General features: G+C 66.1%; 13 protein-coding genes and 1 other RNA gene. 4 read left to right on the top strand and 10 right to left on the bottom strand.

Annotated features, from left to right (window positions below; genetic code table 11):
* Positions 1-33: 33 nt before the first annotated feature.
* From ACOHX0_RS16370 to ACOHX0_RS16325, 10 genes are all read right to left on the bottom strand, one after another.
* Positions 34-474: a TrgA family protein gene (locus tag ACOHX0_RS16370; protein WP_420678201.1), complete on the bottom strand. Its 441-nt coding sequence runs from the start codon at positions 472-474 to the stop codon at positions 34-36.
* A 56-nt stretch (positions 475-530) separates the two neighbouring features.
* Positions 531-1,736 (bottom strand): class I SAM-dependent methyltransferase, encoded by a 1,206-nt coding sequence (locus tag ACOHX0_RS16365; protein WP_420678200.1) that lies wholly within the window; start codon positions 1,734-1,736, stop codon positions 531-533.
* Between the two features lie 69 nt (positions 1,737-1,805).
* Positions 1,806-3,227: a cryptochrome/photolyase family protein gene (locus ACOHX0_RS16360; protein ID WP_420678199.1), complete on the bottom strand. Its 1,422-nt coding sequence runs from the start codon at positions 3,225-3,227 to the stop codon at positions 1,806-1,808.
* Positions 3,228-3,253: 26 nt separating this feature from the next.
* Positions 3,254-4,480, bottom strand: coding sequence for an aminotransferase class V-fold PLP-dependent enzyme (locus tag ACOHX0_RS16355; RefSeq protein ID WP_420678198.1), 1,227 nt, complete (start codon positions 4,478-4,480; stop codon positions 3,254-3,256).
* 316 nt (positions 4,481-4,796) lie between these two features.
* Positions 4,797-6,437 carry a BCCT family transporter gene (locus ACOHX0_RS16350; RefSeq protein ID WP_420678197.1) on the bottom strand — a complete coding sequence of 547 codons (1,641 nt, stop codon included), beginning with the start codon at positions 6,435-6,437 and terminating at the stop codon, positions 4,797-4,799.
* Positions 6,438-6,490: 53 nt separating this feature from the next.
* The gene (locus tag ACOHX0_RS16345) at positions 6,491-6,913 is read right to left on the bottom strand and encodes a universal stress protein (RefSeq protein WP_420678195.1); all 423 of its coding nucleotides are present in this window, start codon (positions 6,911-6,913) and stop codon (positions 6,491-6,493) included.
* A gap of 274 nt (positions 6,914-7,187) precedes the next feature.
* A complete protein-coding gene (gene acuI, locus ACOHX0_RS16340; RefSeq protein WP_420678193.1) occupies positions 7,188-8,183 on the bottom strand; it encodes an acryloyl-CoA reductase in 996 nt (331 codons plus the stop codon).
* 12 nt (positions 8,184-8,195) lie between these two features.
* Positions 8,196-9,299 (bottom strand): dimethylsulfoniopropionate demethylase, encoded by a 1,104-nt coding sequence (locus ACOHX0_RS16335; RefSeq protein ID WP_420678192.1) that lies wholly within the window; start codon positions 9,297-9,299, stop codon positions 8,196-8,198.
* Between the two features lie 81 nt (positions 9,300-9,380).
* Positions 9,381-10,013: a DUF1326 domain-containing protein gene (locus ACOHX0_RS16330; protein ID WP_420678190.1), complete on the bottom strand. Its 633-nt coding sequence runs from the start codon at positions 10,011-10,013 to the stop codon at positions 9,381-9,383.
* 27 nt (positions 10,014-10,040) lie between these two features.
* Positions 10,041-10,811, bottom strand: coding sequence for a DUF2182 domain-containing protein (locus ACOHX0_RS16325; RefSeq protein ID WP_420678188.1), 771 nt, complete (start codon positions 10,809-10,811; stop codon positions 10,041-10,043).
* A 155-nt stretch (positions 10,812-10,966) separates the two neighbouring features.
* Here ACOHX0_RS16325 and ACOHX0_RS16320 point away from each other — a divergent pair, with 155 nt between their 5' ends.
* From ACOHX0_RS16320 to ACOHX0_RS16305, 4 genes are all read left to right on the top strand, one after another.
* A complete protein-coding gene (locus ACOHX0_RS16320) occupies positions 10,967-11,704 on the top strand; it encodes a FadR/GntR family transcriptional regulator (RefSeq protein WP_420678187.1) in 738 nt (245 codons plus the stop codon).
* 83 nt (positions 11,705-11,787) lie between these two features.
* Positions 11,788-11,979, top strand: coding sequence for an aspartate aminotransferase (locus ACOHX0_RS16315; RefSeq protein ID WP_420678185.1), 192 nt, complete (start codon positions 11,788-11,790; stop codon positions 11,977-11,979).
* A 138-nt stretch (positions 11,980-12,117) separates the two neighbouring features.
* Positions 12,118-12,468, top strand: a transfer-messenger RNA (tmRNA) gene (ssrA, locus tag ACOHX0_RS16310).
* 239 nt (positions 12,469-12,707) lie between these two features.
* Positions 12,708-13,145: an ester cyclase gene (locus tag ACOHX0_RS16305; RefSeq protein WP_420678184.1), complete on the top strand. Its 438-nt coding sequence runs from the start codon at positions 12,708-12,710 to the stop codon at positions 13,143-13,145.
* The last annotated feature ends 106 nt before the right edge of the window (positions 13,146-13,251 follow it).

Here is a 13,251-nt window from a genome sequence, read left to right as displayed (position 1 = left end):
GGGATATAACCTATTGTTTTAAGGGTATTACACCTAGCGCCAGCGGCGGGAGGCGTTTTCGGCCGCAAGCCCTGCCATCACCCCGCCGATGACCAGGGTCACCAGCACGGCCGGCACAGCAATGACGAAGAAATAGTCGAGCGCAATCACGAAGATCTGCGACAGCGCCTCGAACGGGCCGTCGTAGCGGTGCCGCATGGCGAGGCGGAACATCTCCCAGGCGCCCTGGATGAACAGTGCCCAGAGCACCATCACCGCCATGCCGGTGAGCCCGTTGTTGATTGCGGGCACCAGCCCGCGGCCCGCGCGCTTGCCCATCACCACCCAGCCGCAGAGGAGGCCGAGGGCCACGTTCACATGCACGAAATAGCCGAAATCGGTGCCTTCCGGCATCAAGGGCATCACCAGGAAGGAGACGGCGAAGGCCAGCAGCGCAAGCGACAGCGCGGCAATGGCTCGGGCTCCGTTCGGCATCATTTGGGCTCCTTGCGGGCGCGCTGCCGGCCAAGCTCCCGGTCCGGGTCCCCGGCTCAGCGGCGCGCGATGGTGATCTGAGTCACGTCGCAATTTCCCGATTTGAAGGCGGCAGCGCAAGAGGTGAGGTAGAAGTTCCACATCTTGCGGAAGCGTTCGTCAAAGCCCATGCCGGCGATCTGCTCCCAATGGCCGTTGAAAGTGTCGTGCCAGCGCCGCAGGGTCTGCTCGTAGCTGTCGCCGAACTCGATCGAGCGCACAACGCCGAGGCCTGCCTTTTCGACCTGCTCGCGCAGCACCTTCGGCGACGGCAGCATGCCGCCGGGGAAGATGTGCTTCTGGATGAAATCGACGCCCCTGCGGTAGACCTCCCAGCGCTTGTCGGCAACGGTGATGATCTGCAGCGTCGCGGTGCCACCGGGCTTGAGCCGGTCGCGGATGGTGCCGAAATAGGCGGGCCAGTATTTCTCGCCCACCGCCTCGAACATCTCGATCGAGGCGATGCCGTCGAAGGTGCCCTTGCAGTCGCGGTAGTCCTGCATCCGCAGTTCAACTTGCCCGGAAAGTCCTGCTGCTTCAATGCGCTGACGGGCGTATCTCAACTGTTCCTGGCTGATGGTGAGGCCGGTGACGCGCAGCCCCCGCTCCTTGGCGGCATATTCGGCAAAGCCGCCCCAGCCGCAGCCGATCTCCAGCACGTGATCGCCCGGCTTCACGCCCATCTGATCGACAAGCGACGCATATTTGGCGCGCTGAGCGGATTCCAGGCTGTCCTGGCCGTCTTTGAACAGGGCACTGGAATAGGTCATCGTGTTGTCGAGCCAGAGGCTGTAGAATTCATTCCCCAAATCATAGTGATAAGAGATGTTCTTCTTCGCCTGGCTGCGGTGGTTGCGGTGCAGCCAGAAGCGGAAGCGCTCGTAGGCGCGCAGGAACGCCTGGCCGCGGAAATCGTCATAGGCGGTCTCGGCCTCTATATGGACGAGATCCATGAAGGCCTGCAGGTCGGTGCTGCTCCACCAGCCCTCCAGATAGGCGTCGGAAAAACCGAGGTCGCCTTCGCGGATCAGCCGGGCGAAGCAGTCGGGGTGGTGAATGTGCAGATCCGCCACCGGGCCGGGCCCGTCGCCGCGGGCGCGGAAGATGCGCCCGTCGGGCAGGTGGATGTCGAGCTGGCCGCCTTGCATCTGCCGCACCTTGGCAAAAACCTGCGGGAAGTAGCGCGGCAGGTCCTTCTGGCCCTGGGTATCGGTCAAAATCATCCCGTATCTCCTGCAACCTCTGGTAAAAATGCTAGGACGCAGGCGGGGGTCTGGCAAGAAAACTGTTTGTCAGCTTGCGTTTCTGTTACCGCGGTAAGCCTCCAGCGCCCGCTCGCGCCCCTCCGAAAGGCCGACGATGGGGCGCGCGCGCTTCATCTTCGGGGAAAGATTCCAGCTGCGCGGGGCGGCAGCGAAGAAATCGCGCGCGGTTTCCGGCGGCTCCTCCTGGCCTTCGGCGATCCAGCGGCGCACGTAGGCGGCTTTGGGGTCGAACTTCTCCAGCTGGCCTTCGGGGTTGAAGATGCGGAAGAAGGGGCTGGCGTCGGGACCGGAGCCTGCCACCCATTGCCAGCCCATCGCGTTGCAGGCCGGGTCCCAGTCCACCAGGCAGTCCCCGAACCACTGCAAACCGATTTTCCAATGGGTCATCAGGTGCTTGGTGAGGAAACTTGCCACGATCATCCGGGCCCGGTTGTGCATCCGGCCGGTGGTATAAAGCTCACGCATGGCGGCGTCGACGAAATCATAACCGGTCTGCCCCTGCTTCCAGGCGCTGACGTTGCTGTCCTCCTGTTCACGCCAGGGGAAAGCCTGCCATTCCTCGCGCCAGCTATGGCTGAGGATATGGGGGGAGTGGTACATCAGGTGATAGGCGAACTCGCGCCAGACGATTTCCTTCAGGAAAGTCTCCGCGCCCTGGCTGCCGCTCTGCATCGCCTCCCGGCCTGCATGCCACATGCGGTGCGGGCTTATCTCGCCCCAGGCGAGGTTTTCGGACAGGTTGGACGTGGCTTCAAGGCCCGGCAGGTCGCGGTGCTTTTTGTAGCCGGCAAGCCGGTCGTCAACGAACGCCTGCAGCCGGCCGCGCGCCGCCTGCTCGCCGAGGCAGCAATGCGCAGCCACCACACTGGCGCCGCGGCGCATGGCGGCGCCCATGTTCCAATCGTCCAGATCGTCACTGCCGGGCCAGTCTTCGGGCGCATTCAGACGCGGTTCGGGCAGCAGATCAGCAATCTCGCGGCTGCGCACCTCCTTCCAGAAAGGCGTATAGACCTTGTACATGCCGCCCGCCTTGGTCTCCACCGTCCAGGGTTCGAACAGCAGGCGGCCGCCGTGGGAGCAGGCGCCGAGACCAACGTCTTTCAGCGCTTCCTTGACCTTCTTGTCGCGCGCGATCGCTTCCGGGTCGTAGAGCCGTTCCCAGTGCACGGCTTCGGCCCCGGTCTCCGTCACCAGCTTCTGCAGTTCCTCCAGCGCGGGCCCGCGGCGCAGGATCAGGCGGGAGCCCGCCTTCTCCAGTGTCCTGGCAAGATGGCCGAGCCCCAACCCGAGGCGGAACTTCGGCGCGGCGCCCAGCCCCTCCTCCTGCGCGTCGAGGATATAGACCGGGATCACCGGCGCGCCGCCCCTGGCGGCCGCGGTCAGCGCCGGGTTATCGGAGAGACGCAGGTCGCGGCGGATCCACCAGATATTCGGGGCTGGGCTGCTCATCAAACGGGCTCCTTCCTGTTGCGGCGCTAGAGGACCCGGTCCAGCGCCTCGGTCAGCTGCGCCACCTCGCGGGGCGCGGTGTAATGGGTGAAACTGATACGCAGCACGCCCTGCGCCGGGTCAATGCCCATCGCCTGAAGCGCGCGCACCGCGTAGAAATCGCCGCCGCCCGCCATGATGCCGTGTTCCGCGAGTGCTGCTGCCACCGGCTCTGCCGGGCGGTCCAGCGCCAGCGCCACGGTGGGGGCGCGGCGGGCGGCGTCATCCGGGCCCAGCAGGCGCAGGCCGCGGCGGCCCTTCACGGCGTCCAGCAGCGGCTGCAGCAGGGAGACCTCCTGCCGGCGCATCAAGTCATGCACGAAGGCGCCGCGTGCTGCGGCACCGGTCCCAGTGCAGCCGTGATGGGTTGCCAGCGCTTCGAAATAGTCGGCCATGCCCGCCGAGGCCGCCACCTGGGCATGATCGGGACCAGCCGGGGTAAAGCGCTTGCAGAGCGCATCGCCGTTGAAGAAATGCCCCTGGTTCGGCAGCGCCTCGCCCAGTGCGCGGCGGATCACCATGACGCCCTGATGCGGCCCGTAGGTCTTGTAGGCGGAGAACATGTAGACATCGGCGCCAAGCGCGCCCACATCGGGGAGCCCGTGCGGCGCATAAGACACGCCATCGACGCAAGTATAGGCGCCCGCGGCATGGGCGATGGCGGTGATCTCGGCGACCGGGTTGATCTCCCCCACCACGTTGGAGCAATGCGGGAAGCAGACCAGCCGCACCTTGTCATCCAGCAGTGCTTCCAGCCTGGCGGGGTCAAGGTGCCCGGTCTGCGGGTCGATCTGCCATTCACGGATCTCGATCCCCGAATCGGCCAGGCGGCGCCAGGGGCCGCTGTTGGCCTCGTGGTCCTGGTTGGTGACGATAATGGCGTCGCCGAACTGCAGGTGCTGGCGGAAGGCCTGGGCCAGCACATAGGTGTTCTGGGTGGTGGAGGGGCCGAAGCTCAGCTCATCCGTCTCAACCCCCATCAGCGCGGCGAGGCGGCTGCGGGCCTCGTCCATCTCGGCCCCGGCCAGGCGGGAGGCCTCGTAAGGCGCATAGGGCTGCACCTTGCGCTGGGTGTAGAAGCGGGTGAGCCGCCCGATCACCTGGCGGCAGGTATAGGAGCCGCCGGCATTCTCGAAAAAGGCCTGGCCCTGCAGGGAGGGTTCCGAAAAAGCCGGGAACTGGGCCCGGACGAAATCCAGATCAAGGGTGGTCATCGCGTCTGTCTCCTCTTTTTGCGCGCCACGGGTGGGGATCTGCCCGCACATGCACTGGGTAATCCCCGGAACATGGCAGGTCTTCCAGCCGAGCCGCGGTCCCGTGTTGGACGGAGGGAGCGCAGGCAGCCCGCGACCGGAGGGCCGGTCAGGACAGGGAATGTGTAGGGGAGGAAGGCAGGGGCGGTCAAGCGCCCTGCCCCGCCGGGCCGGCCTCGTCCCGCGCGGGGGGGGGATATTCGGCCCGCGGACACTTGCAAAGAAAAACGCCCCGGCGGGCGGGCCGGGGCGTTTTCAGGTTCTTGGAGTTCGGGTCTCAGCGGGCTTCGGTGCGCAGGCCCTTGACGATGGCCCAGCACATCAGCAGGAGCACGATGGTGAAGGGCAGCCCGGTGGAGATCACCATGGCCTGCAGCGCCGCCAGACCGCCGCCCAGCAGCAGCACGATGGCCACGGCGCCTTCGAAGATGCACCAGAACACCCGCTGCGTCACCGGCGCATCGACCTTGCCGCCTGCGGTGATGGTGTCGATCACCAGCGACCCGGAGTCCGAGGAGGTGACGAAGAACACGATCACCAGGAGGATGCCGATGAAGGAGGTGATCGAGGCCAGCGGCAGCTCGCCCAGCATACGGAACAGCTGCAGCTCCAGGGCGGCGTCCTGCGCGCCGGTGTAGCCGTCGGCGATGACCTGATGGATGGCGGTGCCGCCAAAAATGCTCATCCACAAGACGCAGACCAGGCTGGGGATCAGCAGCACGCAGATGATGAACTCGCGCACCGTGCGGCCGCGGCTGACGCGGGCGATGAACATGCCGACGAAGGGCGACCAGCTGATCCACCAGGCCCAGTAGAAGGCGGTCCAGCCCTGGCTGTAGTTCACGTCTTCCCGGCCCACCGGGTTGGAGAGTGCCGGCAGGTACTCGAGGTAGGCGCCAAGGCTGGTCACGAACCCCCAGAGGATCTGCAGCGTCGGCCCGGCCAGCAGCACGAAGATCATCAGCAGGAAGGCCAGCCCCATGTTGAACTCGGACAGCACCTTGACGCCGCCATCCAGCCCCCGCAGCACCGAGATCAGCGCAATGGCGGTGATGACGGAGATCAGGATCACCTCGGTGGTGGCGCCGGTGGGCACGCCGAACAGCTCGAACAGGCCGGCGTTGGCCTGGGTCGCGCCAAAGCCAAGCGAGGTCGCAAGGCCGAACAGCGTGGCAAACACCGCCAGGATGTCGATCACATGGCCGGTCCAGCCCCAGACGCGCTCGCCGAAGATCGGGTAGAAGGCGGAGCGGATGGTGAGCGGCAGGCCCTTGTTGTAAGTGAACAGCGCCAGCGCCAGGGCAACGATGGCGTAGATCGCCCAAGGGTGCAGGCCCCAGTGGAAGATGGTCGCCGCCATGCCAAGGCGGACCGATTCCGCCTGGTCCCCGGCCGCCGCACCCAGGGGCGCCCAGTCGGTGCGTGCGCCGCCGCCCTCGGCGGCAGAGGTGCCGCCCATCGCGGTGGAGAAATGGCTGAGCGGTTCGCTGACGCCGTAGAACATCAGCCCGATGCCCATGCCCGCGGCAAACAGCATCGCGAACCACCCCATGTAGGTGTAATCCGGCGACGCCTCGGCGCCGCCCAGACGCACGCCGCCCCAGGGCGAGACGATCAGGAACAGGCAGAACAGCACGAAGATGTCGGCCGCGCCGAGGAAGAACCAGTCAAAGCTGCTGGTCACCGCCGGGCGCAGCCAGCCAAAGACGCTGGCCGCCTGTTCGGGCAGCGCCAGCGCATAGAACACGAAGCAGACAATCGCCAGACCCGAGATCAGGAAGACGGGATTGTGGATATCGACCCCAAACGGGCCGATCTTGGTTTCGATGTTGTCCTGGCCAATCTCATAATCGGTGTCGATAAGATCCGATTCGCCCTCCGGGGCGGGGATGCCTTGGTTTGTGGTTTCGTCGGCCATTGCGGCCTCCTTTTTCCTTGGTCTTGTGCAGGGTCAAGCGGGCAGCCGGCGCGTCAGCTGCCGCGCACCACCAGTACCGATATCTCCGCCTGCGCGGCGATGCGGCCGCCGTGGGCGTGGAACAGGTAGTCGCTGATGCCCGGAATGTGGCTGGCCATCACGATCAGATCGGCGCCGATGTCCTTGGCCGCTTGCAGCAGGGTGGCGTCGAGATCGGCGGTCGGGTCGTGGCTGACGCAGGCGTGGCCGCTGACCGCGAGGCCGTGGCGGTCCGCCACTTCCTTGGCGAAGGTGTCGAGCTTCTGGCTGTATTCCTGCGGGTTATGCGCCAGCGGCCCGGGCAGCGCCGAGGTCACGCCGGTCAGCACAAGGCTGGCCTGATTGTTGCAGTGCGCGATGTCGGCCGCGGCCTTCAGCGCCTTGTCCAGACGGCTGGCATGAGCCAGGTCGACGGGCACCATGATCTTTGAAAACACGGATCTCCTCCCCTTTGTTATGCAGTGCGGGCGGCAGGGCGGCTGCGTCACCGGCCCGTCCGGCCAGTCTGCCGCGGCCCGGCTTGCAGGCTCCGGCGTCTGCGTTGAGATGACTTAAGGTAACTCCAATCGGCTCCTTTTAACAAATAACGCGCGGCGATTGCCGCGCGTTTTCCGACACATATTGGTCACGGACGCGCGTCCGGACCGCTAGACCTAGCACATCAGACGGTGGCGTCCACCAAGTGGCGGGGCAGCCCCGCTGTCCGGGATTTCAGGCGTTCACGTCGACCACGACGCGGCCCTTGACCTGGCCCTTGAGGATGCCCTTGCCGAGCTCCGGCAGATCCGCCAGCGTGGCGGGCTGGATCATCGCTTCGAGCTTGTCCATCGGCAGGTCGCTGGCGATGCGCTGCCAGGCGCGCTGGCGGTTGGCGAAGGGCTGCATCACCGAGTCGATGCCAAGGAGGTTCACGCCGCGCAGAATGAAGGGGGTGACCAGCGCGCCGTCGATGGCAGCACCGCCCGCAAGGCCGATGGCCGCAACGGAGGTGCCGTATTTCATCTGCTTCAGCACCCGGCCCAGCATGGCGCCGCCCACCGCGTCGACACAGCCCGCCCAGCGCTCGCTTTCGAGCGGCTTGCGGGTTATCTCGGTCAGCTCGTCGCGGGCGACGATTTCGGTAGCACCGAGCGACTTGAGGTAATCCCCCTGCTCCGGGCGGCCGGTGACGGCGGCAACCTCATAGCCGAGGTTGGCAAGAATCGCGGTCGCAACCGAGCCGACCCCGCCAGCCGCACCCGTGACCAGCACCGGGCCGTGGTCCTTGGCCATCCCCTGGTCTTCCAGCGCGATCACGGCGAGCATCGCGGTCAGGCCCGCGGTGCCCACCGCCATTGCCTGCCGGGTGTCCAGGCCTTCGGGCAGCGGCACCAGCCAATCGGCCTTCACCCGCGCCTTCTGGGCATAGCCGCCCCAATGCGCCTCGCCCACGCGCCAGCCGGTGAGCACGACCTTGTCGCCGGGCTTGTAGCGGTCATCGGAAGAGGCCTCCACAGTGCCTGCAAAGTCGATGCCCGGCACATGCGGGTACTTGCGCACCAGCCCGCCGCCGGGGCCGATGCAGAGCCCGTCCTTGTAGTTCACGGTGGAATAGTCCACCGCCACGGTGACCTCCGCGTCCGGCAGATCGCCGAGCCCGATCTGCGTCACCTCGGCCGAAGTCTTGCCGCTGTCTTCGTCTTTGTTCACGACCAATGCGTTGAACATGCGCTTTCTCCCTTAGATCCAGAATGTGTCGCGCACGGTGGCCGTGCGCATGCCGTCAGGTGTCTCTACTTCGAGTTTGCTGCCCGCATCCCAATGGGTCATGCGGATCATCCCGATGGAGACATTGGTTCCGAAATCCGGCGACCAGGCGGCGGAGGTCACCTGCCCCACCCGCTTGCCGTCTGCATAGGCAGGCCAGGGCCGGTCGCAGCCCGGCACCGGATCGCCGTCAATCGCCAGCGGGCGGATCTGCTGCACCGGGCCTTCCTTGGCGACCCGCAGCAGGGCGTCGCGGCCGATGCAGCCGATCGCCGTGTGGGTGTTGCAGAACTTGCCGAGCCCGCATTCATGGGGCGTGTTGTCGCCGGTCATGTCGTTGCCGTAGCTGAGCAGGCCCGCCTCGATCCGTTCGATCAGGTTGGGACAGCCCGCCCGCACATCGAGGTCCGCGCCCGCCTCGAACAGCCGGTTCCACAGGGGCATGCCGAGATCGCCGCCTTCGACGTAGATCTCATAGCCGCCCTGTTTCGAGTAGCCCGAGCGCGCGATCACCATGTCGCGGCCCTCGAACTGGAAGACGCCGAAGCGGAAGAAGCGGATCTTGCGCACCGCCTCGCCAAAGACGCGGGCCATCAGATCATCCGCCTTGGGGCCCTGCACCGCAAGCGGCGAGACGTCGGGCTCGTCCACCAGCACGTCCAGCCGCCAGCCGTGGGCGATGCCCTTCACCCACAAGAGCAGGTCGCTGTCGGCAATCGAGATCCACCAGCGGTCCTCGCTCAGCTTTACCGCGACGGGGTCATTCAGCATGCCGCCGGTCTCGTCCACGATGGGCACGTAGAAACACTGCCCCGCCGTCATGCCGCGCAGGTCGCGCGGCGTCAGCATCTGCATCAGGCGGCCGGCATCGGGGCCGCGCAGCTCGACTTGGCGCTCGCAGGCCACGTCCCAGACCTGCACATGCTGTTTCAGGTGCCGGTAGTCGGCTTCCACGCTGTCAAAGACGGTGGGCAGCAGCATCCGGTTATAGACGGTATAGGCCTTCACACCGGCCGCTTCGACGCCTTCGGAGAATGGGGTGCGCCGCAGCCGGCGCGAAGGGGAAATCAGGGCCATGGCATATCCTCCCAGAACCATGTGCAATACCCGGCGGCGGCGCGGGGCCGCCGCCGGAGGAACCCGTGTGCAGAGGCCTGCTTACTTGGGCCCGTGCCAGTCGATCTGGCAGATCTCGGCCGAGCGGCCTTCGAAGTCCCAGACCCGGCCAAAGGCGCGCACCCGGCCCTTGGTGGCAGTGGCGACGGTGATGTCGGGGCCCATCCAGTATTCGGTGTTGGTGACGACGATGTCCTTGCCGTCCTTGCCCTCGACCGGCACAACCGCGCCCTGGATCTTCTTGCCGACCATCAGGCGGCGCTCCTTGCCTTCGGTCTCAAACACCACGGGCGCGCGTTCGGCGCCGAGGAACTCGCCCACCAGCATGGAGAACAGGCCGGTGGTGCCGCGGGCGGCGCCGGAGAAGATATTGACCAGCGCGTCATAGGCTTCTTCGGAGGCGCGCTCGTCGATATAGGCCGCCGCCTTCCAGTTGCCTCGGCCCATGTTGCCGGGGATCTCCAGGAACAGGCCGACGTTCAGGCCGGACAGATCCACGCCGCCGTAGTCGCCCGCGTCGATGCGCACCCCGGCCCAGGCCTGGCAGTGGCCCTCGGTCGGCGGGTGCTTGCCCAGCGATACCACGCAGGGGCAGAAGACGGTGCAGTTGCAGTTGAGGATCAGCTCCCCCTTGATGGTCCAGGGCACGGTGCCCACTGCTGCGTCGAGTGCCATGTGTTCTCTCTCCCTATGTCAGACTGCTCAGACTATGTTGAAGATCAGCGCCGCCGCCCACAGGAGCAGCGCCGCGCCCAGCGGCCGGGTAACGTGCCGGCCGATTTCGGGCAGTTTCTCGATCACCATGATGAGGGTTGCGAGCCCCATGAAGGCGAGGTTCATCACGCCGCCCGCGAAAGCCAGCAGCATCAATGCCCAGCAGCACCCCAGGCAGACCAGGCCGAGGCGCAAGCCGTTGCGCAGGGGCCCCTCGTCCCAGTGCTGCATGAAGAAGGTGAGCGGGCGGCGGCACTTGCTGAGGCAGGCTTCCTTTACCGGCGAGAACTGGTAGGCCCCCGCCACGATCAGCACGGCGGCTGGCAAGAGCCGCGAGGTGGCGTCGCCGAAGGCGTTGAGCAGCCCGGCCTGGTAGAACGCCAGCTGCAGGGCGGCGGCGAGCACGGAAAAGCCGAGCCAGACAGCCAGGTAGCCCCCCGCAAGCCTGGCAAAGCTGGTCTCCGCCGCGGTGTGGCTGAGGTCCTCGTAGGTGGCAAAGGCGGGCAGCGCCGTGGGCGCCATCATCGCCGCCGACATCAGCGCCCACATCGCGAGGATGCGGAAATACCCGGCGGCATCGGGCGTGAGGGTGCAGAAGTCGCGCCAGAAGTCGGCGCCGTAGATGGCCCCCGCCTCGCGCAGCGCGGCCGGCACCGCCATGGCATACAGCAGCGCCCAGGCGGCAAGGATCAGGGCAAACAGCGCCAGCCAGTGCCAGCCGCCCATGCTGCGGATCTGCTGCGCCACGATGGCCTTCATGCCGCTATCCTCCCTGTGCTCCCTCCCCGGTCTCCCGCCGGTCTTTCCGGCGCGACTCGGTGCTTGCGTTTTAAATGTCAGACTTTTAAATGTCAGACAAATGAAATCGTGCCCCGCGCCGGAATGGCGCCGCGCCGTCACAACGGAACACGCGGATGAAGATCGACCCCAACAGTTCCGCCGGGCTTTCGGTGCAGATAGCCCAGGCGATCCGCGAGGCGATCGTTTCGGGCGAGCTGAGCGTCGATGACCGGCTGCCCTCGGAGGCGGAGCTTTCCGATCACTTCCAGGTGTCGCGCCCGACCGTGCGCGAGGCGCTGAAACGGCTGGCGGCGCAGGCGCTGATCCGCACCCAGCGCGGGGCCTCGGGCGGGGCCTTCGTGAACCGGCTGAGCTTCGAGGACGCCTATTCGCAGCAGATCACCACCTCGACCCTGCTGTTGTCGATGAACGAGGTGAGTTTCGACACCGCCTGCGAGGCGCGCTATGCGCTGGAGCGGGCCTGTGCGCCGCTGTCGGCCGAGCGGCGCAGCGCCGATCACCTGGCGACGATGCGCGCCGAGATCTTCCGCCAGTCCCAGCCCGGGCTGACGGACGAGGCCTTCTGCGCCTCGGACGTTGCCTTTCACCGGGCGCTGGTCGATGGCGCGGGCAACCCGGTGCTGTCCTACCAGCTTGCGGGCGCGGTTGAGGCGATGCAGCCCCTGATGAACATGATCACATTCACCGCACGGGACCGGCAGGCGATCGTCGTGCTGCACCAGGTGATTGCCGATGCGATCGAGGCAGGCAGCGGGGCTGCGGCGGCGGAGGGGCTGCAGGAGCTGGAGCGGGAGACCCGCAAGCTTGCTGCCGACGTCTTCGCCGCCCGTGCGGCGCGGACCGGGGCTTGAGCGCCGTAACATTTTGTTAACCCTGATGCGGCAGCATTTGCCGCATGGTCACCCCCGGCTCGCCCCTCTCTGCGGAGATCTGGATGCGCGACGTGTTTCAGCGCAAGGCGGTGCAGAACGGCCAAGTGATCCGCCGCAAGGTCCGCGACATCGAACGCTATGCCGGCATGGACGTCTTCCTGGCCGAGGTGCGCGCCCGCGGCTTCCAGGCGGTGCAGAACCGCGAGCAGGTGGTGATCTTCTGCAACAGCGCGCCTTTGCGCAGGCTGGTTTGAGGCAGCCGTTTTCCGGGGCGGAAAACGGCCGGAAATCCGGCGCGGATTTCCGGTTCGCCGCAGGCCGGCCCGCTTGCGTTGCAGCCCCTGTTTTCCGCGCCGGAAAACAGGCCGGAATCCTCGCAGGAATCCGGCTTCCCCCTTTGCAATCGCCGAGACTTCCCCTATATCAGTCTCGTTCCCTCGTGGAACTATGGACATAAACGCGCTCATAATAAGCGGATCGGACCCGGGGGCGGTACCCGGCGGCTCCACCAAGCTCCCTCGTTGGGGGATCCTGGGGCCGAAACAGGATCGACGAACGTGTAAAAGGGTTAGCTTTGTCCCGGCGGGGTACCACCGTTATCGGTCCGTAAAGCATAATTGCCAACGACAATCGTGCTCCGGTTGCCCTGGCTGCGTAAGCAGTCCGGAAAACCGAACTTTAAGCCCTTGCGCCTAGCCGCGTAAGGCGGGGTTCGCAGGTACCTGGCAACAGAAACCTGCACTTCCTTCCCCCTCGGCCATTGCGGATATTTGTGATGACCTCATGCCGCGCCGCCTGCGCGCATGCGCCGCTTTGTCGCGCGTGTGGCCACGCCGCACCAGTGGCGCTATGCGGGCAAATTCCGCTATTTCCTTTTCTTGCAACAGATTTCAGGAATGTAACTTATACCCGCGCGCGCCGCAGCAGGATCCTCGGGACCGGGACCGGCAGTGCGGACACCTAATAGCCAGAGGGAGCGCAATTGACCAAGTCTAAAGCCGAGTTGCTGCAAAGCTGGTACGACCGGGCCTGGCGGGATGGCGATCTCAGCGCCATCGACGAAACCTTCCTGCCCGAAACCAGCGCTTCCGGCGTTGTCCCGTCGCTGCAGCTGAGCCGGGCCGATTTCGAGGCCTTTCTGGACGCGCTGCGCAACCTTTTGTGCAATATCGAAGTCTCCATCGTGCAGTCGATGGAACAGGGCGACTGGCTGGCGGCGCGGCTGCTGCTCAGCGGCGAGCGCGCCGCCGACGGCACCCCGGTGTCTGCCACCGGCCAGGTGATGCTGCAATTTGCCGGCGGCAAGATTGCAGCGACGTATGGCCAGCTCGATTACTTCACCCTGTTCGAACAGCTCGGCCAGCTGCCCGCCGATGCCCTGCCCGTCTGCCTGACCGGCCAGCGGCTGGACTGGGTCTGAGCCCCTCAACGGTGCGGGTTTACCTGCGCGCACGGCTGGCCTATGGCTGCGGCGCGCAGATCTGCGTCTGAGAGCAGGAGGCCCCGATGCCAGACACCCACTCCGC

Origin of the sequence: Cribrihabitans pelagius (assembly GCF_048820915.1) — a bacterium.
GTDB classification, from domain to species: domain Bacteria; phylum Pseudomonadota; class Alphaproteobacteria; order Rhodobacterales; family Rhodobacteraceae; genus Cribrihabitans_A; species Cribrihabitans_A pelagius.
This window is presented reverse-complemented; position numbering and strand designations above follow the sequence as displayed.